This is a genomic window from Microbacterium sp. (assembly GCF_011620665.1).
Taxonomy (GTDB): Bacteria; Actinomycetota; Actinomycetes; order Actinomycetales; family Microbacteriaceae; genus Microbacterium.
Genome location: NZ_WOYQ01000076.1, coordinates 1 through 19,369 on the forward strand (window position 1 = coordinate 1; position 19,369 = coordinate 19,369).

Sequence of the window (19,369 nt, forward strand, 5' to 3'; positions counted from 1 at the left end):
CGACTTCTTCGTCCGCTTCCGCAACGGATCGGCCGCGGTGGTCGATGTGAAGCCCCTGCCGCGCACTGAGCCGGATGACGTCGATCGTCGTCCTCTCGTCAACGCTGACGCGCGGAGTTCTTCTCCGGGATCACCCGTTCGTCGGTGGTGACAGCTACTGGCGGCGGGTGCTATGGGGGACATCGCGTGGCTCAGAAATCTTGGCAACCGAAGCCGAATCGTCCGCCTCCGCGCCCGTGCGCATCGCCGCAAACGAACGTCCCATGGCGCGTTTGCTGAGTGGCGGATTTTCACCGACCTGTCGAGTCGTCCCATTCCGGTTGTCGCATTCTGACTCCGGTTGTCAGAAGCGCCGCGTGCAGCCTGACGGTGGCCTCGAGCCGCGAGTAGCTTGCCGGGCAAGCCGGAAGGTTCCTCCGGAACCCTCTGATCGGGTGCGGAATCTCGCGGGGGTGGGGCTGACCGTGACCTTGACCGCTCACGCAAACTCACCAACGCGCCGCCCGCGCCGGCCGGCAGGGACTGACAGAATCGGCTTATGGCGAGTTGGCTTGATTTGGGGATTGTCGCCCTCGTGTTCTCGGTCGCCGCCACCTGGGTCGTGCGCCGACTGCTGGATGTCGAGGTGGGGTGGCTGCGCGCGTGGCTCACCGCGATCGTCGTGTTCGCCCTCGCGGTTCCTGTAGCGGTATGCTCGCTGAGCAATGCGGGCGTCTACCAGGACGGCCGCTTCGTGACCAGCGCGCCCATTGTGGTCGCGTTCGTCGCGCTGACGGCGGGGTGGATGCTCGCGGCGGTCGTCATCGTGGTCCTGTCGCTCGAATTCTTGTGGCCCTCGCGCCGATGGCGCAAGCCGATCGTGGTCGTGCGTGACGCGCTCCGTCGTCGTGATCGCGCGCGCCGATACGCGCAGATCCTCGCCATCGGGGCTCGTCACGGACTCACCCTCTACGAGAGCAGGCGTCACGGCGAAGGCGAAGAGGATGAGCTGCCGACGGCGCTGGTGGCGGCGATGAACGAAGCCGGGGTGACCTTCGTCAAGCTCGGGCAGGTGCTTTCTTCGAGAGAGGACGTCCTGCCTCCCGCGTTCATCGCAGCCTTCTCGACGATGCAGATGGATTCGTCTCCGATCGCCTGGTCAGCGGCTGAGGCGGCCATCGCGGCGCAGCTGAGCCGGCCCATCGCCGACGTCTTCGCCGAGATCGATCAGACTCCGCTTGCCGCGGCATCCGTGGCCCAAGTGCACGCCGCGCGCCTCGTGACCGGCGAACAGGTGGTGGTGAAGATCCAGCGGCCGCAGGCGCGCGCGCAGGTCACGACCGATCTCGACATCCTGGAGCGCCTCGCGAACGAGGCCGAGAAGCGCACCGAGTGGGCGAAGGCATACGGTGCGCGCGCCCTGGTCGCGGAGTTCTCGCGCGTGCTGCGCGATGAGCTCGACTACCGCGTCGAGGTGGCGAACACCGAGATGCTTCGCGGGGCGATCGCCGCGTCGGGTGCGGCGACGTGGCTGCACGTGCCCACGGGGTACAAGGAGTACTCGACGACCCAGATGATCGTGCAGGAGCGTGTCCACGGAACGCCGTTCGGAAAGCTGGACCCGGGAGCGATGCCCCCTGAACAGGCCAAGCGCATCGCCGACGCACTGCTGCAAGCCGTCTTCGACCAGATCGGGGTCCGCGGCATCTTCCACGCCGACCTGCACGCCGGCAACGTCGTCCTGGGCGAGGATCGCACCGTCACTCTGCTCGATTTCGGCTCGGTGGGTGTGATCGAGCGCAGTCTGCGTCGCCTGCTGGTGCCGCTGCTGATCGGCGTCGCCAACGAGGACGACGTCGCGGTCACCGATGCCGTGCTGCTGATCTGCGGGGCCCCGGCACGCGACTCCGGCTCAACGCCCTTCAGCGCCGTGACTCTGCAGCGCGATATCGGCATGATCCTCACCCGCGTGCACAACTCCCGGGTCGACGAGAACATCTTCCGGCTCCTGGTCGACGTGCTGCGCCGCAACCGGATGGCGATGCCGCCCTCGCTGCTGCTCGTCTTCCGCACCCTCATCTCGCTCGAAGGCACGCTGCGCAGACTCGTGCCCGACTACGACATGGTGGCGCGCGCGCTCGAGATCGCCCCCCGCATGGCGCTCTCCCTCGTCACTCCACGGGGCGCGATGCTCACAGCCCAGACCTGGTCGGCGCTGCTCAGCGAGCGGGCGCGCCGGCTGCCGCGACGCCTCGGAAGCCTGAGCCGCTCGCTCGACGAGGGAACGCTCGAGCTCAGGTTGCGCGCCTTCGAGAGCACGGGCGAGCGCGCATGGGTCGACGGCATCATGGGTCGCGTAACGACGACCGTGGTCGGCATCACGCTCGTCATAGCCGGCGTCATGCTCGGCGTCTCGGACGGCGGCCCGATGGTGACCGGTGAGGTCACGGCGTTCTCCTTCGTGGGCGCCGTCGTCGGCCTCGGCGGGCTGCTGCTGTTGATGCGGAGCCTGCGCACCGCGCTCCGCAGACGGTGAGGATCCCCGTCCGACACCGCCTCGTCTCGTCTCGCGCGGGTAGCGTGGAAGCATGGTCAACCATCGATATCTCGGCAACAGCGGACTCAAGGTTTCGGAGATCACCTACGGCAATTGGGTGACGCACGGCCTGCAGGTGGATGACGCGAAGGCGATCGCGACGGTTCACCGTGCCCTCGATCTGGGCATCACCACTTTCGACACGGCCGACGTGTACGCCAATACCGTCGCCGAAACCGTCCTCGGCAAGGCGCTCGCCGGGCAGCGGCGCGAGTCACTCGAGATCTTCACGAAGGTCTACTTGCCGACCGGACCCAAGGGTCCCAACGACAGCGGCCTGAGCCGCAAGCACATCCTCGAGGCGATCAACGGATCGCTGAAGCGCCTCGGCACCGACCACGTCGACCTCTACCAGGCGCACCGCTACGACTACGAGACCCCGCTCGAAGAGACGATGCAGGCTTTCGCCGACCTCGTGCGTCAGGGCAAGGCGCTGTACATCGGCGTCTCGGAATGGACGGCCGAGCAGCTGCGCGAGGGTCACGCGCTCGCGAAGGACCTCGGCTTCCAGCTCATCTCCAACCAGCCGCAGTATTCCATGCTGTGGCGCGTCATCGAGGGCAAGGTCGTGCCCGCATCCGTGGATCTGGGCATTTCGCAGGTCGTCTGGTCGCCGATGGCGCAGGGAGTCCTCAGCGGTAAGTACCTGCCCGGACAGCCCGCTCCGGCGGGATCACGGGCGACGGACGAGAAGTTCGGCGCGAGTGTCATCAAGCGACTGCTGTCCGATGACGTGCTCACGGCGGTGCAGAGACTCAAGCCCGTCGCCGATGATGCGGGGCTCACGATGCCTCAGCTCGCGATCGCATGGGTGCTGCAGAACCCGAACGTCGCCGCCGCGCTCGTCGGAGCATCTCGCCCCGAACAGCTCGACGACACAGTCAAGGCGTCGGGGGTGACGCTCGAGCCGGCCATCATGGCAGCGATCGACGACGCCGTGGGCGCGGTCGCGGTGACCGACCCCGAAGAGACGTACTCGGTCTCGCCGAAGTCGCGCCCCGTGCTGGGGCTACGGCCCTGAGGCGAACCGCACGCGGAGCGCGACGGACCCGGTCGCCTCGAGCGCCTGGTTCATCCGCGACGGGCCAGCACCGTCCGCGCCGCGTTCCACCCGCCCATGCCGTGCACTCCGCCGCCGGGGAGCGTCGACGATGAGCAGAGGAACAGTCCCGGAACCGGCGTCGCCCATGGGCTCGGCGACGGAGCGGGGCGAGCGATCAGTTGACGCCAGTCGGTGACGCCACCCGCGATGTCACCGCCGACCAGGTTCTCATTCCAGCTCTCCAGCGCCGCCGGTGACATCACGTGGCGACCGAGCACACGGTCGCGGAAGCCGGGAGCGAACCGCTCGATCCTCGATTCGATCGCTTCGGTCGCATCCACTCTGCTGCTGTGCGGCACGTGGCAGTAGGCCCACACCGTGTGCTTCCCGGCCGGCGCTCGAGTGGGGTCGGCCACTGTGGCCTGCACCAGCAGGATGAACGGCTCGCCGGTCACGGTGCCGTGGCTGACGGCGCGCTCTGAGGCGATGACCGTCGCGGCGGTGCCTCCGATGTGCACGGTTCCTGCTCCGGCGAGTGCCGGGTCGGCCCACGGCACCGGGCCGTCGATCGCCCAGTCGATCTTGAAGACCGCCGGACCGTAGCGCCAGCGCGCCAGGCGCGCGGCATAGCGATCCGGGAGTCGATCCCCGGCGACGGCGAGCACTTGATACGGCGTGAGATCGAGCAGCACGGCGCGGGCCGAGGGGAGCTCCGACAGAGAGCTGACCCGGTAGCCGGTGCGCACCTCGCCACCCAGAGATTCCACCCGCGCGATCAGGGCGTCCGCTATCGATTGCGATCCCCCGACGGCGACCGGCCAGCCCACGCCGTGCCCCAGACCGCCGAGGAAGAGGGCGATGCCGGATGTCAGCGGCTCGCGCAGGTCGAGAGCGGAGTGGGCGGCGAGACCGGCGAACAACGCTCGCGCCGGTTCCTCCCTGAACCCGGTGCGGATGCTGGCCGTCGCCGGCCAGAGCCCGTGCATCCCGAACTCGAGCAGCTCCCGAGGCGCCTTCGGCGGGAAGGCCGTCGGATTGAGCACCGACGAGACCAGGCCCTCCCAGCGGCGTCCGAATCCGCCCACCACCCTCTGCCAGCGTGCTCCGTCGCGCCCCAGCCCGGCCGAGGTCTGCTCCACCGAACGGTGCAGGAGCACCGAGGTTCCGGGGGTGATCGCGTGGCCCAGCGGCGTCGGCGGGTGAGCGAACTCGAGTCCCTCGCGAGACAGATCGAGGGACCGGAAGGCCTCTGACCCAAGACCCAGTGCGTGAACGGTGGACCCGAGATCGTGCTTGAATCCGGGCAGCGTGAGCTCTTCGGTGCGAAGCCCGCCGCCCGGTCTCTCCGCCGCCTCGAGCACGAGCACCTTCCACCCGGCTTCGGCAAGGACGACGGCGGCCACGAGGCCGTTGGGCCCGGAACCGACCACGACCGCGTCGACGTCGGTCACCTGCTGGTCCAGTGCTTCATCACGGGTGCAATCGTCTCATCCGGGGTTCCCGCCGTGCGCGGTGGACCCAGCGCGCTGCGCCGTCGTGGTGGCGAAGCGGCGTGGGTTCAGCGTGACGATAGAGATGGTATATATTGTTGCTATGCAATTGACTGCGATCGACCAGCTGTCGATCAGTCTCATGATTCATTCCAGTCGCTACGCGCGCGGGCTCTCGCGCCGAGTGGGGTCTGGGCGCTCGCTGGTCGCGATGCGCGTGCTCTCGAACCTCGAGCAGGCGGGAGATCTGCGCGTCGGGGAACTGGCCGAGCGGGAGTTCATCGCCCAGCCGTCGATGACGGCCACCGTCAATCGGCTCGAAGCCGACGGATTGGTCGAGCGCCTTCGTGACGACGAGGATGCTCGGGCATCGGTCGTGCACCTCACGCACGCGGGCGCCGACCTGATCGCCGCCTTCCGGCTGCGTGCGGCCGACGTCGCACGTCCCGCGATGGAGGAGCTTTCGCCGGAGGAGATCCGGACTCTGGATTCAGCGGCTCCACTGCTCGCACGACTCGTCGCCGCGCTCGAGTCCGCGTGAGCCGCGCGACGCTCGCGGGCGCCGCCCGTTCTCCCCGCCGTTCCCCGCAAACCCGTTCCATCGATTGAGGAGTGCAATGTCAGTGTCCGTTGAGCAGAAGCCATCCATCCTGCACCAGCCGCCCGCTGTGTGGGCGATCGCGTTCGCGTGCATGGTGTCGTTCATGGGGATCGGCCTCGTCGACCCGATTCTTCCGGCGATCAGCGAAGACTTGAACGCCACCCCGACCGAGGCGATGCTGCTGTTCACGAGCTATCTGCTCATCACCGCGATCGCCATGTTCTTCACGGGTTTCATCTCGAGCAGGATCGGCGTGAAGCGGACCCTGCTGATCGGGCTGGCGCTCATCGTGGTGTTCGCCGCTCTCGCAGGCCTCTCGGGCAGCGTGGGCCAGATCATCGGCTTCCGCGCCGGCTGGGGCCTCGGAAACGCTCTGTTCATCTCGACGGCGCTCGCCGCGATCGTCGGCGCGGCGAGCGGCGGCAGCCGGCAGGCGGTGGTCCTCTACGAGGCCGCCCTCGGTCTCGGAATGGCCGTCGGCCCTCTCGTGGGCGGCCTGCTCGGAGACATCTCCTGGCGCGGGCCCTTCTTCGGCACTGCGGCCCTGATGGCCATCGCCTTCATCGCGCTGGTGGCGATGCTGCGCACGGACCCGCAGCCGCAGGAGCGGATATCGCTCACGGCCGGTTTCGCGGCGCTGCGGAACCCCGCATTGCGCACGCTCGCGATCACGGCGCTCTTCTACAACTACGCCTTCTTCACGCTCCTCGCGTACTCGCCGTTCCCGATCGCTGCTGCGGCCAGTGCCGCGGGGTTCGAGTTCGGAGCACAGGAGTTGGGGTTCGTCTTCTTCGGCTGGGGTGTGGCCCTGGCGATCACGTCGGTTCTCGTGGCCCCCCTCCTCACCCGACGCTTCGGCCTGCGACCCGTTCTGTTCGCGATGTTCGGCCTGCTGGCAGTGGCACTCGGCGTCATGGCGCTGTTCGCGACCTCGGCGGTCGTGCTGATCACGACCGTGATCGTCGCGGGGCTTTTCCTCGGTGTGCTCAACACAGCGCTCACCGAGACGGTCATGGAAGCCACGGATCTGCCGCGCAGCGTGGCTTCGTCGACGTACTCCGGGGTCCGTTTCCTCGGTGGCGCCGTCGCTCCCGCGGTCTCGGGTGGGATCGCCGTGGCGTTCGGTGTCGGCGGTCCGTACTGGTTCGCCGTGGGCTCACTCGTGGTCGCGATCGTCGTTCTCGCCGCTGCCGGGCACCGCATCACCCGTCACTCGACCCCTCACGAGAGCGCCGAGGGCGAGGCCGAGGTCATCACCCTCGGCGACCAGGTCTGACGGCTACGGCTGAAGACGCTGCAGGTTCCACCCTCCGGCATCCACGCGACTGAAGACCAGCCGGTCGTGGAGGCGCGAGGTGCGTCCCTGCCAGAACTCTATTCGGGTCGGTGCCAGGCGGTAGCCGCCCCACCGCGCCGGTCGCGGCACATCGACTCCGTCGGGGTAGTGCTCCTCCAGCTCACGCACCCGCGCCTCCAGCTCGGCTCGCGACGCGATCGGCCGTGACTGCCTGCTCGCAGTGCCCGCGATGCGGGATCCGTGCGGGCGGCTCCGCCAGTACGCGTCCGAGTCCTCGTCGCTGACGCGTGCGACGGTCCCCGTCACGATCACCTGACGGTGGAGCGGATACCAGGGAAAGAGCAGCGTCGCGCCCGAATTCGCGCTGAGTGCCTCGCCCTTGCGCGACTGCCGATCGGTGTAGAACGCGAACCCGCGCTCATCGATCGCTCGAAGCAGTACCGTGCGGCTCTGCAGTATGCCGGCGGAATCGAGCGTCCCGAGCACCATCGCGTTCGGCTCGTAGACACCTCGCCCTGCGGCGTCGGCGAGCCACGTCTCGAATTGCGCGAGCGGGTCGTCGCTGAGGTCGCCCTCGTCCATCCGCTCAGCGCCGTAATCGGTGTGCCGTGCGAGAGCGTCGTCCGGATCTGTCACGAGTGAAGGCTAACGCTCTGAGCGGTCGGGCATCCGCGCACACGGATCGGATCAAGCCGCGAAGCCGGCGCTCAGTACCAGCCGGCCGATTGCGAGTGTCCCCACGCGCCACAGGGGGTGCCATAGCGGCCCGAGATGTAGCCGAGCCCCCAAGCGATCTGCGTCGCCGGGTTCGTCTGCCAATCGGCGCCGGCACTGGCCATCTTGCTCCCCGGCAACGCCTGCGGAATGCCGTATGCGCCACTGCTGGCGTTGTACGCGGTGACGCTCCAGCCGGACTCCCTGTTCCAGAGCGACACGAGGCAGGCGAACTGGTCGTCACCCCAGCCGTACTGGGCAGCGGCCATCGAGCGACCGATGCCCTGAGCAGACGCGGGGTCGACGTTCACGTCGACGGTCGCCACCGACGATGACGACGACGCTGCCGCGGCCTGCTCGGCGGCTTCGGCCGCCGCCTGGGCTTCTTCGGCGGCCTTGACCTGCGCCGCACGGTCGGCGGCGGCCTGCGCGGCTGCTGCATCCGCGGCAGACTTGACGGCCCTCGCCTTCTCGAGTCGGCCGGAGAGCTCGCCCGCCGCCCCGTTCACCGCATCCGTCGCGCGCAGCGCTTCGGTCACCTGTTTCGGCAGCAGCATGAGCGGAGTCACCTCGTAGCCGGAGAGCTTCTCGACGTGGGCGGCGAGGCTCGACGTATCGATGGCGGTGGTGCCTTCGACCTCGAGCCCTGAATCGGCAACGGCTTTCTCGGTGTCGCCGGCGAACGCGATCGCGGAGCGAGCACCTGCGAGGGCCGCTTCCGCGTCGGCCTCGATGTGTGCAAGGGGGTCAGCGACGGACGCTCCGCGCGAATCGGACCCTGCCGCGTCGACCGAGTGTGTCGAGGTGGTGCGGTCGCGGTCGCCGTCGGCGGCGAAAGCGGCCGAGGCCCCTCCTCCGCTCAGGAGTGCGATGGCGACAGCTGCGGCGGTGAACGGAGAGCGAGCGGGATGGAGCGAAAAGCGCATGAAGAGGGGAGTCTTTCGGTGTGCGGAACCGGCGAGCAGCGCCGGGGAATGCCCTCGGGACGGGCACAAGTCCCCGAGTCTGCTGACGGTTTCTGAACGAATCCCCGGGTGCACCTGGACGAATCATGTGAAGGTAACGGAAAGATAACGTCCCGCACCACGGTGGAGGGCGCGCGGAACGCGTGGCATCCCGCGGATTCGCGCGGTTAATCACGGTGATGCCCTACCCAGCCCCGGAGGGGCCGGTATAGAGTCGCGAATACAGGTGACTCCCAGGGAGAAGACCATGGCATCCAGCTCCGCAGCCGACATCGTCGAGGCGATCGGCGGCCCCGCCAACATTGCGAACCTCACCCACTGCGCGACACGCCTGAGGTTTCAACTCAACGACAATTCGATCGTCGACAAGGACAGAGTCGAGGCGATCCCGGGCGTGTTGGGCGCCGTTTCGCAAGCGGGCGACCGTTATCAGGTGGTCATCGGCGGCGGTGTGCAGACCCTCTACAACGACATCATGGCGCTGCCGGTGATGGCCGGTGGCGGGGCGCCCGAGTCGGCCGAGGAGATCAAGGCGCGGGAGCGGGCGAAGGGGCCGCGCGGAAGGTCGGCATGGCTCGACACCCTCTTCGAGTACTTGTCGGACTCGTTCCGTCCGATTCTGGGTGCGCTGCTGGGCGCTTCGCTCTTCATCACCTTCATGGCGCTGATGGCCACGCTCGGAGTGATTCCGGCGTGGAACGCACCGGGAGTGACACTGGATCCGTCATGGCAGTTCGTCAACCTGATGTGGCAGTGCGTCTTCGTCTTCCTGCCGCTGATGGTCGCCTACAACGCATCGCAGAAGGTCGGCGCCGACCCGTGGGTGGGCTTCGCGATCATGGCGGTTCTCATGCTTCCCGGCTTCACCGCACTCGGGACCAACGACGCCGCGAGCCAGGGCACCTTCCTCGGATCGAACATCACGACGATCCCGATCTTCGGCGTCCCGTTGACGCTCTTCGACTACAGCTCGCAGGTCTTTCCCCCATTGCTGATGGCGGCCGTCCTCGGCCTCGTCTACAAGGGACTGAGGAAGATCATCCCCGAGAACGTGCAGCTGATCTTCGTCCCGTTCCTCGCGATGCTCATCATGATCCCGCTCACTGCGTTCCTCATCGGACCCATCGGCGTCTACGTCGGAGCGGCCCTCGCGGGAGCGTTGAGCGCGATCAACACGTTCTCGCCGTTCATCTTCGCCATCGTGATTCCGCTCGCGTACCCGTTCATGGTGCCGCTGGGCCTGCACTGGCCGATCAACGCCATCATGCTCCTGAACATCCAGACCCTCGGCTACGACTTCATCCAGGGCCCCATGGGTGCATGGAACTTCGCGTGCTTCGGTGCGACGGCCGGTGTCCTCCTGCTGGCGTGGCGTGAGAAGGACAAGGACATGCGGCAGACCGCGACCGGCGCACTGGCAGCCGGCCTGCTGGGCGGCATTTCGGAGCCGTCGCTCTACGGCATCCATCTGCGGTTCAAGCGCATCTATCCGCGAATGCTCGTCGGCTGCCTCACGGGCGGTCTCATCATCGGCATCGGCAGCCTCATCCTCGGCCTTCCGCACGGCATCACGACGCAGGCGTTCGTCTTCACATCGTTGCTGACGATGCCGGCCTTCGATCCGATCGGGCTGTACGCGATCGCGGTGCTCGCAGCGTTCTTCGTCGCGATGTTCCTCGTCGTGGTCTCAGGGTACAAGAACCCCGCGGATGCCGCCGGTGTCGCTGCCGTCGGTGTCACCGCCGAAGCGGTCGACAGCCGACCAGCCCACGAGTCGGCCCGTGTCCTGCCTGGCGTCGGCGGAGCAGCCGCGACCGCATCAGGCGCCGGGACGGCCGCCACGACAGCGGTCGCCCTGGCCGAAGCCGGCGTCGGCGAACTGGTGCAGGTGGCTTCGCCGTTGGATGGCACCGCGGTGGCCCTGTCCGAGGTGGCCGACCCCGTCTTCGGGGGCGGGATCATGGGCCCCGGCGTCGCGATCGAGCCCACCGGAGACACGGTCTATTCGCCCGGCGCAGGAGTGGTCGTCGCCGCGCAGCCGACCGGACATGCGTTCGGTCTGCAACTGGACAACGGTGCCGAGGTGCTGATCCACGTCGGAATCGACACGGTGAATCTCAAGGGCGAAGGCTTCGACGTGAAGGTCGGCAACGGCGACCGCGTCGAGGTCGGCACGCCGCTGGTGACTTTCGATCGTGGCGTCATCGAGCAGGCCGGCTACGCGCTCATCACCCCGGTGATCGTGCTCAACGCCGACCAGTTCGACACCGTCGACCCGGTAGCTCTCGGCCCGACGTCGCACGGTGCGCCGCTGCTGGACATCCAGAAGAAGGCCTGACCCCGGCTCACTTCCGTCGGAGGAGCAGGATCCCATCGTCGAGCACGGCGGGGGTGCCGTCGGGGCCGACGACATCGCGGGCCACGACCTCGACCCGCTCCGCGTGCCACTGGTGGGGATCCAGTGCGAGCAGCGCGAGTTCCTCCGCGGGCGAGCGCATGTCGTGCGCGTGCCCGGACAGTTCCCTCGCCCACGGGGGTGGCGCCGCGTGGGAGATCACCAGCATCCGCCCGCCCCGCGCAACCCGTTCGCTCGCCGCGCGGAGGATCGTGATGCGCGGGAAGTCCTCGTCCGGAGAGTGCAGAAAGCTCGAAGTGACGAGGTCGAAGGTCTGCTCCGGCAGGGTCTCGTCGGCGTCGCCCGCCACGAACCGCACGCGGGTCTCATCGAGCCCCCGGTCGCGTGCGGCGGAGGCGGCACGCGCGACGGCCGAGGGGGACACATCGATCCCGGTCGTGCGCCACCCCTGCTCGGCGAGCCAGACCGCATCGGCGCCCTCGCCGCAGCCGACATCGAGCGCCGTTCCGGGCGTCAGCGTCTGCACGACCGAAGCGAGCGTTGCGTTGACCTTGCCCGACCAGAAGCGGTCGTTGTCCGCGTAGCGTTCCTCCCAGCGCGCGTTGCGCTCGGCGCGACGGGCCGAGAGAGTCGCGTCCCGCTCGTCTGATCCCGCCACGGTCACGCCCGGTGCTCGCGGTAGTAGGCCAGCAGAGCGCGGGTCGAGGCATCCTGCGCAGCGGTCGCGACCTCGTCGCCTTCGACCGCGGGAGCGATCTGCAGGGCGAGCTGCTTGCCGAGCTCCACGCCCCACTGGTCGAAGGAGTTGATGCCCCAGACGACGCCCTGCGTGAACGTGATCTGCTCGTAGAGCGCGATGAGCTCGCCGAGCACCTTCGGCGTCAGCGCCGGCGCGAAGATCGACGTCGTCGGCCGGTTGCCGGGAAACGTGCGCGCGGCCACGAGCGCGCCGGTGGTGCCCTCCGCCTCGACCTCGCCCGCGGTCTTGCCGAACGCGAGCGCCTTGGTCTGCGCAAGGAAGTTCGCGAGAAAGAGCCCGTGCACGTCGCGGCCATCGTCCTCGAGGGCGTAAGCCGGGTTCGCGAAGGCGATGAAGTCCGCGGGGATGAGCCGGGTGCCCTGGTGGATCAGCTGATAGAACGCGTGCTGACCGTTGGTCCCCGGCTCTCCCCAGAAGATCTCCCCCGTATCGCTCGTGACCGCCGAGCCGTCCCAGCGGACGCTTTTGCCGTTGGACTCCATCGTCAGCTGCTGCAGGTACGCGGCGAAGCGGCTGAGCTGCTGCGCGTAGGGGAGCACCGCATGGGACTGTGCGCCGAGGAAGTTCGTGTACCAGACGTTGAGCAGACCCATGAGCGCCGGCACGTTGCGCTCGAGCGGCTCGCGTGCGAAGTGCTCGTCGACGGCGTGGAAGCCGGCGAGCAGCTCGCGGAACGCGTCGGGGCCGAGCTCGATCATGAGCGACAGCCCGATCGCCGAGTCGACGGAGTAGCGGCCACCGACCCAGTCCCAGAAACCGAACGCGTTCGCCGGGTCGATGCCGAACGCCGCGACCTTGTCGATCGCGGTCGACACCGCGACGAAGTGACGGGAGACGGCATCCGTCTTCGCCGCGCTGGAGCCGTCTATCGCACCGGATGCCGTCAGGCCCGACCACAGCCAGTCTCGCGCGAGCCGGGCATTGGTGAGGGTCTCGAGCGTCGTGAAGGTCTTGGATGCGACGACGAACAGCGTCCTCTCGGGGTCGAGGTCCCTCGTCTTGTGTGCGATGTCGAACGGATCGATGTTCGAGACGAATCGCGCCTGGATTCCGGCGGCCGCGTACGGCTCGAGCGCGGACGATATCATCGCGGGCCCCAGGTCGGAGCCACCGATGCCGATGTTCACGACGTGCGTGACCCTCTTGCCCGTGATCCCGAGCCAGTCCCCGTCGCGTACCCGATTCGCGAACGCCGACATGGCGTCCAGGACGCCCTGGACATCGCCGTCGATGTCCTGCCCGTCCACGACCAGTGCCGGCCGGATCCCGGCCGGGCGGCGGAGCGCCGTGTGCAGCACCGCGCGGTCTTCCGACGTGTTGATGTGGTCGCCGCGGAACATCGCGTCGCGGTGTGCGGCGAGTCCGACCTGCTCGGCGAGTTCGACGAGAGCGTCGAGGATCCCGGCATCCACCAGATTCTTCGACAGATCCACCCGCAGGTCGACGAGGTCGAACGTGAGCCGCTCCGCGCGGCCAGGGTCGTCTGCGAACCACGCGCGGAGGTTCGGGGCGAAGCCGTCGGCGCGGGTGGAGAGCGCGGCCCAGGCAGTGGTGGCGGTGGCATCGATGGGGGCGGTCACGAGGTCCACGCTAGCGCTGATGGGGCGAGCGCTGGATTTGAATCGCAGACGCCGATGCCGACTTCGTCGGCTCAGCGGAGAGTCCCGTTGTGGTGGCCGATGCGCATCCGGGGACGTAGCGTGGAGGAATGGTCACGATTCCCACGGTCATGCTCAACGACGGATGGCGTTTCCCGGAGCTCGGTCTCGGCACGTACAAGCTGCGCGGCGAGGGCGGCACCGCGGCGATCGTCGCCGCGGTGGAGAACGGCTATCGGCTCCTCGATACGGCCGTCAACTACGAGAACGAAGCCGAGGTGGGTGCAGCTGCGCGTCTCAGCGGCATGCGCGATGAGCTGATCATCGCGACGAAGGTGCCGGGGCGGGATCACGGATACGAAGAGACGATCCGCAGCGCACACGGGTCGCTGGAGCGTCTCGGGCTCGAGCGGATCGATCTGTACCTCATCCACTGGCCGAATCCGAGTGTGAATCGTTACGTCGAGACCTTCCGCGCCATGATCGCGCTGCGCGAGGAGGGTGTCGTGGGGTCGGTGGGTGTGTCGAACTTCACCGTCGCGATGCTCACGCGACTCATCGACGCGACGGGGGTCACCCCCGCCGTCAATCAGGTCGAGATGCACCCCTACTTCCCTCAGGCGGAGCTCCGAGCGTTCCATCAGAAGCACGGGATTCGGACGGAGAGCTGGAGCCCGCTCGCCCGGCGCAGCCAGCTTCTCACCGAGAGGGTCGTGACCGAGATCGCCGGCACGCACGGAGTGACCCCGACGCAGGCCGTGCTGCGCTGGCACGTCCAGCTCGGTTCGACGCCCATTCCGAAGTCGGCCGATCCGGCGCGTCAGATCGAAAACGCCGACGTGTTCGCCTTCGCGCTGACGAATGCCGAGATCGCGGCGCTGTCCGGCCTCGAACGCGGGCGGCTGTGGGGCGGCGACCCGGACACGCACGAAGAGATGTGAGCGACGACGTCCACGCCGAGGTGGGACCACGGGTCACCCCGCGATCCGCTCAGGATCAGCGTCCGCGGTGATCCTCCGGGCTCAGCCGCGCTCCGCGACGCGGCTCGCGTGGGCACGCCAGCCCGATCAGGCGGATCACGCGCTGGCGGTGGCCGGGCCACGGTGCCAGCAGGTCCAGCATGGCGTCGTCGTCGACGCGCCGGCCCGTGAGGGCATAGCCCACCTGGTGGGCGAGGTGGTAGTCGCCGACGCTCACCGCATCCGGATCGCCGAACGCGCGGACGCGGGTCTCGGCACTTGTCCACGCTCCGACACCGCGCAGACTCGTGAGGATCTCATCGAGCGCCCGCCCGCCGGACGCTGCCCCGAGCGCTCGCTCGATCGGACCGCGCCGAGCGGACGCCGCGGCGATCGTGCGAGACTGCGGCGGCTCGAGCCCCGCCCGGTGCCACGTCCAGCTCGGGATCGTGTGCCAGTCTGCGGGCGGGGCGAACATGGGCCGTGGTGTCGGCCCGGGTGCCTTCTCGCCGCACCAGGTCAGGATGGCGCGCCAGGCGCCGAAGGCCTGCACACCGGTGACCTTCTGCTCGAAGATCGCGCTCACGAGGGCATCGAAGGCGAGGTCGGTGCGCCCGATCCGCAGTCCCGGATGGCGGTGATGCGCGTCGGCGACGAGCGGATGGCGGTGCCCCTCGAATCCCGTCGGGTCATCGAGGTCGCCGCAGAGCGCGGGAAGCTGGTCGAGCGCCCACGCCGCGCCGGGCCCCCAGGCAGCGCCACGGACGCGGCCCGGATCGACGCGGATCGCGAGCGTCGCGATCCCCTCCGGCGTGCGTGTTGCACGCCAGATGACGCCGGCGGACTCCATCTGGGCGGGATCGCCCGCACCGCGCTGCTGCTGGCGGATTGCCCCGGTCGCATCGATCGGCTTCCGTGGTCGGTACTCCGTCTCCTGTGCACGCTCGGGCTCTCGCCGCGGCTTGTGCGCGGGTGGGGCCCGGCGAACCGGCATCTTCTCGCGCGTGGTCATGCGGTCACCCTACGCCCGGGCGTCCGACACCCGAGCCGGGGCCGCTTCAGACGCGGTCGGGCGACGGCGCGCCGTGGCCGTAGCGGATGACGACATCGGCGTGCCGATCGAACCGGTAGCCGATGCCGCGAACCGTGCGCACGATGTCCTCGTAGCGACCGAGCTTCGAGCGCAGGCGGCGCACGTGCACGTCGATCGTCCGCTCGCCCGGCGCTTCGTCGCTGTCGGCGCGGCTCCACAGCGATGACACGAGTTCGGTGCGATCGATCGTTCGCCCCTCGCGCAGCACGAGGTACCGCAGCAGCTCGAACTCCTTGAACGTCAGTGCGGCGCCCTCGCCGTCGATGTGCACGCGGCGACGGGAGAAGTCGATCGTGACCCCTCCGGGCACATGATCGTCATCGGGTGCGTCGACTTTCGTGCGGGCGACTGCGCCCGGCTCGTGCAGAGCGAGGCGGACGACGTCGACATCGCGGCCACCCGCAGCCGACGGAGCCAGTGCAACGGTCGCGTAGGTCTCAGCGTGTGGTGCAAGCTCGGCGACGGTTCGCCGCAGCGCGGCGACGAGCGTCGAGAGCGAGACGCCGTCTGCTGCGGCCTTGCCCTCGTCGATACCGACGTAGAGCGCGAACCCGCGCGGCGCGTTCCCGGTCGGAGCGGGCTGGACCGTCGGGCGGACGGCCGAGGGGATGTCCTCGACGGCTCGCAGGTGGCGAGTGGGGGCTGACGGTGAGAGAACGGCAGTGTTCGACATGGGAGATCCTTCGGGGCGGAACCCGGGGGCGAGGTGCCTGACTCGGGTTCGGATGCGTTGCGGGGGTCGGCCTCGGGGGCGACCGATGTGCGAGGCGACCGGCATCCGCGGGGTGGGCGGAGGGCTTCGGCGACTCGGGGATCGACGCGCTCCGCTACTCAGAAGGCGGAGGACGATCCGACGGGGATTACCGTGTCATCGACACATTCGGCAACACATGACAGCGCCCGGCATCATGATGCCGGTGGGTCCGTTCGCCTCCCGGGCGGACAGAGTGCGTGCGATGTCAGTCATACGGTCATTATGACCAACGGCGACGGAATGTGTCAAACCGCACGAATGCGGCGGCCTGGTCGTGACGTCATGTGACAATCTGCGCGGTCGGGGCGCCACTGCCCGGCATCGGCGAACGCGCCTGCGACGTCGTGAGCGTTATACGGTGATCCCATGTGCGTCGGCCTCATTGCTTTCCATAAGACGTCCGGCCGCGCCTCTCTGCGGATCACCTCGTGACCGTGCCCGCGTCTGCGCCCGCGACGGTGAGCATCGCGCTGAGCGATGGTCAGCGCTGGCGGGCCTTCTGGGTGTGCGTATCGGTCGCGGCGCTCACGATCCTCGACCTGACCAAGGTGAACGTCGCATTGCCGTCGATCGAACAGGCGTTCGGCGCCGAGTCCACGGAGCTGCAACTCGTCGTCTCGGGATACGTGCTGAGCTTCGGGCTCGCCCTCGTCCCATTCGGTCGCTTGGGCGACCAGCGTTCCCGCAAGGCCCTGTTCGTCATCGGGCTCAGCCTGTTCACACTGACGAGCGTCGTGTGCGCACTCGCACCGACCGTCGAGGTGCTCCTCATCGGGCGCCTCGTCCAGGGTCTGGCAGCCGGCATCCAGATGCCCCAGGTCATCGGCACGATTCAGCAGCTGTTCACCGGCAAGGAGCGGGGTCGCGCCTTCGGTCTCTTCGGTGCGACGATCGGGGTCTCGACCGCGTTCGGCCCGACCCTCGGTGGGCTGATGATCGCGATCGGCGGTCCCACCGACGGCTGGCGGTACATCTTCTGGATGAACGTGCCCCTTACCCTGCTGGTGCTCGCGGGCGTCCTCACCCTGCTGCCGCGCACGCGGCACCGCACGCCGGGCAGGGTCCAGCTCGACCCGGTCGGCGTCGCCCTGTTCGGGTTCACGGTGATCGCCCTGATGTGGCCGTTCCTGTTCACGACCGGATCGCCCGACGACGATCCGCGGCGATGGTGGATGCTGACCGCTTTCGCCGTGTTCGCCGCGCTGTTCGTCTGGTGGGAGCGCCGATACTCGGATGCCGGCAAGAGCCCTCTCATCCCGTTCTCGCTGTTCGGGATCTCGTCGTACCGCAACGGCACCCTGATCGTCACGGCATACTTCACCGCGCTTCCTGCGCTGTTCCTGCTGACGACGCTCTTCCTGCAACTGGGCGTCGGCCTGGAGCCCGTGTACGCCGGCATGGTTTCGATCGGATTCGCTGTCGTGAGCGCTGGTTCGGCGTGGGTCGGCGGAAATCTGGTCGGCCGCCTCGGTCGACCGCTCGTCGTGTGGGGATTGGGCATCGTCCTGCTCGGCACGGCGGCGCTCACGTGGATCGCCTCCGCGCTGCCCGTCGCGATCGTCGCCCTTGCGATGGCGGGGGTCATGGCCGTTGCCGGGCTGGGTGCCGGCTTGGTCGTCGCACCCAACCAGACCCTGACGCTCGCCGAGATCCCGACGCACGAAGGAGGCCTCGCCGGGTCCGTCGGTCAGCTGAGCCAGCGCATCGGCACGGCCGTCGGCACGGCCGTCTCGCTGTCGATCTTCTACGCCGCGATCCACAGTGACGCCGCCCAGACGCACTCGATCGAGGTCTACCGCAATGCCTATGCCTACGGGATGACGGCGGTCGGGGTGTTCCTGGGCCTGGCCTTTCTGCTCGCGGTCATCGACCTCGGTGCCCGTCGGCGCGCTCGCTCTGCGGGCGCTGAGGCCGCTCTCACGCCCGAGATCTGACCCGTCCGGCCCGCGGCGGATGCCTGCCACCCGCCGCGGGCCTGCGACCCGATGTCGGCGGCTGCTCGTAGCGTGGAGGGCATGCGCATCCTGCACACCTCCGACTGGCACATCGGGCGGACCTTCCACGGTAACTCCACTCTCGACGCGCTGAGAGGTGTGCTCGACACGCTCACCGCACAGGTGCGCGAGCGGGGCGTGGACGTCGTGATCGTCGCCGGTGATGTGTTCGATTCGGCCACCCCTGCGGCCGCGTGCTATCTGCTCCTCTCCGAGACGCTGCGGGGCCTGGCCGACGCGGGCGCGCAGGTCATCGTCACGAGCGGCAACCACGATTCGGCCGCTCGCCTCGGCTTCCAGGCCGGTGTGCTGCGCAGCGGCATCCGCGTGCTCACCGACCCCGCGACGCTCGCCGCACCCGTGACCGTCGACGACGAGCACGGACCCGTGCACTTCTACGGCATCCCGTTCCTCGAGCCGGCGCTGCTGCGTCATCTCTGGCCGGGCGTGCGCACGCAGCGAGATGTCCTCGCCCACGCGATGGGCCTCGTGCGCGATGACCTCGCCGCACGCGGAGGGCGGTCGGTCGCGATCGCGCACTGTTTCGCTGCGGGAGTGGAAGCGACACCACAGCTCGAACGCGACATTCAGCAGGGCGGTCTCGATGTCGTGCCGATCAGCGCCTTCACCGGCGTCGACTACGCGGCGCTCGGCCACATCCACGGGCGCCAGACGCTCGCCGAGAACGTTCGCTACGCCGGCGCCCCGCTGCACTATTCCTTCGGCGAGGGGAGCAAGCCCCGCGGGTCGTGGCTCGTCGAGCTGGGCGCCGACGGGCTCACCGCCGTCGAGTGGCTCGCGCTTCCCGTACCGAGACAGCTCGTCACTCTGCGGGGTCCGCTCGACGAGCTGCTCACCGACCCGTCCTATGCCGCCGTGCAGGATGCGTGGGTCTGCGCCGTGTACACCGACGCTCTGCCGGAGCGAGATCCGCTGCGCCGGCTGCAGGAACGCTACCCGCACTGCGCGATGGTCTCGCACGCCCCGGCGGGCGTGCGCGTCGACGAGCGCCGCAGCTACCTTCAGCGGGTGCGCGCGGCGCGAACCGACGCCGAGCTGGTCGACACGTTCCTCCAGCACGTCCGTCAGGGCGAGGGCGCGAGTGAGCGTGAGAGCGACATTCTCCGCGACGTCCTCGATGAGCGGATCCGCGTCGAGGCGCTGACGTGAC

Annotated in this window: 15 protein-coding genes; 8 read left to right on the plus strand and 7 right to left on the minus strand. The window is 68.6% G+C overall.

The genetic code is table 11. From position 1 onward, the window contains the following. Positions 1–538: 538 nt before the first annotated feature. Both QZV81_RS09375 and QZV81_RS09380 read left to right on the plus strand, forming a co-directional pair. A complete protein-coding gene (locus QZV81_RS09375; protein WP_292836234.1) occupies positions 539–2,515 on the plus strand; it encodes an AarF/UbiB family protein in 1,977 nt (658 codons plus the stop codon). Between the two features lie 52 nt (positions 2,516–2,567). Further along, positions 2,568–3,596: an aldo/keto reductase family protein gene (locus QZV81_RS09380; RefSeq protein ID WP_292836238.1), complete on the plus strand. Its 1,029-nt coding sequence runs from the start codon at positions 2,568–2,570 to the stop codon at positions 3,594–3,596. Positions 3,597–3,646: 50 nt separating this feature from the next. On the opposite strand, the gene QZV81_RS09385 is transcribed toward QZV81_RS09380, so the two are convergent. Then, positions 3,647–5,068, minus strand: coding sequence for an NAD(P)/FAD-dependent oxidoreductase (locus QZV81_RS09385; RefSeq protein ID WP_292836241.1), 1,422 nt, complete (start codon positions 5,066–5,068; stop codon positions 3,647–3,649). 142 nt (positions 5,069–5,210) lie between these two features. Between QZV81_RS09385 and QZV81_RS09390 the strand changes: the two genes are divergently transcribed. Further along, complete coding sequence (locus tag QZV81_RS09390; protein WP_292836244.1) at positions 5,211–5,648, plus strand: MarR family transcriptional regulator; 438 nt, start codon at positions 5,211–5,213, stop codon at positions 5,646–5,648. A 76-nt stretch (positions 5,649–5,724) separates the two neighbouring features. Then, on the plus strand, positions 5,725–6,984 hold the full coding sequence (locus tag QZV81_RS09395; protein WP_292836251.1) for an MFS transporter: 1,260 nt from the start codon (positions 5,725–5,727) through the stop codon (positions 6,982–6,984). A gap of 3 nt (positions 6,985–6,987) precedes the next feature. Here the strand turns inward: QZV81_RS09395 and pdxH are convergent, their stop codons facing one another. Both pdxH and QZV81_RS09405 read right to left on the minus strand, forming a co-directional pair. Further along, positions 6,988–7,641: a pyridoxamine 5'-phosphate oxidase gene (gene pdxH, locus QZV81_RS09400; protein ID WP_292836253.1), complete on the minus strand. Its 654-nt coding sequence runs from the start codon at positions 7,639–7,641 to the stop codon at positions 6,988–6,990. A gap of 71 nt (positions 7,642–7,712) precedes the next feature. Then, positions 7,713–8,645: a lytic transglycosylase domain-containing protein gene (locus QZV81_RS09405; RefSeq protein ID WP_292836256.1), complete on the minus strand. Its 933-nt coding sequence runs from the start codon at positions 8,643–8,645 to the stop codon at positions 7,713–7,715. 286 nt (positions 8,646–8,931) lie between these two features. On the opposite strand from QZV81_RS09405, the gene QZV81_RS09410 reads away from it, so the two are divergent. Further along, a complete protein-coding gene (locus QZV81_RS09410; protein WP_292836258.1) occupies positions 8,932–11,022 on the plus strand; it encodes a glucose PTS transporter subunit IIA in 2,091 nt (696 codons plus the stop codon). Between the two features lie 7 nt (positions 11,023–11,029). Here QZV81_RS09410 and QZV81_RS09415 read toward each other — a convergent pair whose 3' ends face one another. Both QZV81_RS09415 and pgi read right to left on the minus strand, forming a co-directional pair. Then, a complete protein-coding gene (locus tag QZV81_RS09415; RefSeq protein WP_292836261.1) occupies positions 11,030–11,698 on the minus strand; it encodes a class I SAM-dependent methyltransferase in 669 nt (222 codons plus the stop codon). A 2-nt stretch (positions 11,699–11,700) separates the two neighbouring features. Then, entirely contained in the window at positions 11,701–13,380 is a 1,680-nt protein-coding gene (gene pgi, locus QZV81_RS09420; RefSeq protein WP_292836264.1) for a glucose-6-phosphate isomerase, read from the minus strand. A 128-nt stretch (positions 13,381–13,508) separates the two neighbouring features. On the opposite strand from pgi, the gene QZV81_RS09425 reads away from it, so the two are divergent. Then, positions 13,509–14,339: an aldo/keto reductase gene (locus tag QZV81_RS09425; protein WP_292836266.1), complete on the plus strand. Its 831-nt coding sequence runs from the start codon at positions 13,509–13,511 to the stop codon at positions 14,337–14,339. Positions 14,340–14,394: 55 nt separating this feature from the next. Here the strand turns inward: QZV81_RS09425 and QZV81_RS09430 are convergent, their stop codons facing one another. Beyond that, positions 14,395–15,369 (minus strand): DNA-3-methyladenine glycosylase 2 family protein, encoded by a 975-nt coding sequence (locus QZV81_RS09430; RefSeq protein WP_292836269.1) that lies wholly within the window; start codon positions 15,367–15,369, stop codon positions 14,395–14,397. 46 nt (positions 15,370–15,415) lie between these two features. Then, positions 15,416–16,123, minus strand: a complete 708-nt coding sequence (locus tag QZV81_RS09435; protein WP_292836271.1) for a winged helix-turn-helix domain-containing protein — start codon at positions 16,121–16,123, stop codon at positions 15,416–15,418. 509 nt (positions 16,124–16,632) lie between these two features. On the opposite strand from QZV81_RS09435, the gene QZV81_RS09440 reads away from it, so the two are divergent. Together QZV81_RS09440 and QZV81_RS09445 are read left to right on the plus strand one after the other, a co-directional pair. Then, positions 16,633–18,138: an MFS transporter gene (locus QZV81_RS09440; RefSeq protein WP_292836273.1), complete on the plus strand. Its 1,506-nt coding sequence runs from the start codon at positions 16,633–16,635 to the stop codon at positions 18,136–18,138. Between the two features lie 81 nt (positions 18,139–18,219). After that, positions 18,220–19,368, plus strand: a complete 1,149-nt coding sequence (locus tag QZV81_RS09445) for an exonuclease SbcCD subunit D (protein ID WP_292836275.1) — start codon at positions 18,220–18,222, stop codon at positions 19,366–19,368. Position 19,369 lies beyond the last annotated feature (1 nt).

Bases quoted from the DNA above. Each gene is read 5' to 3' on its own strand.
- QZV81_RS09430 (WP_292836269.1), bottom strand. From the start codon at position 15,369: ATGACCACGCGCGAGAAGATGCCGGTTCGCCGGGCCCCACCCGCGCAC.
- QZV81_RS09410 (WP_292836258.1), top strand. From the start codon at position 8,932: ATGGCATCCAGCTCCGCAGCCGACATCGTCGAGGCGATCGGCGGCCCC.
- QZV81_RS09395 (WP_292836251.1), top strand. From the start codon at position 5,725: ATGTCAGTGTCCGTTGAGCAGAAGCCATCCATCCTGCACCAGCCGCCC.
- QZV81_RS09435 (WP_292836271.1), bottom strand. From the start codon at position 16,123: ATGTCGAACACTGCCGTTCTCTCACCGTCAGCCCCCACTCGCCACCTG.
- QZV81_RS09405 (WP_292836256.1), bottom strand. From the start codon at position 8,645: ATGCGCTTTTCGCTCCATCCCGCTCGCTCTCCGTTCACCGCCGCAGCT.
- QZV81_RS09375 (WP_292836234.1), top strand. From the start codon at position 539: ATGGCGAGTTGGCTTGATTTGGGGATTGTCGCCCTCGTGTTCTCGGTC.
- QZV81_RS09445 (WP_292836275.1), top strand. From the start codon at position 18,220: ATGCGCATCCTGCACACCTCCGACTGGCACATCGGGCGGACCTTCCAC.
- QZV81_RS09390 (WP_292836244.1), top strand. From the start codon at position 5,211: ATGCAATTGACTGCGATCGACCAGCTGTCGATCAGTCTCATGATTCAT.
- QZV81_RS09425 (WP_292836266.1), top strand. From the start codon at position 13,509: ATGGTCACGATTCCCACGGTCATGCTCAACGACGGATGGCGTTTCCCG.
- QZV81_RS09380 (WP_292836238.1), top strand. From the start codon at position 2,568: ATGGTCAACCATCGATATCTCGGCAACAGCGGACTCAAGGTTTCGGAG.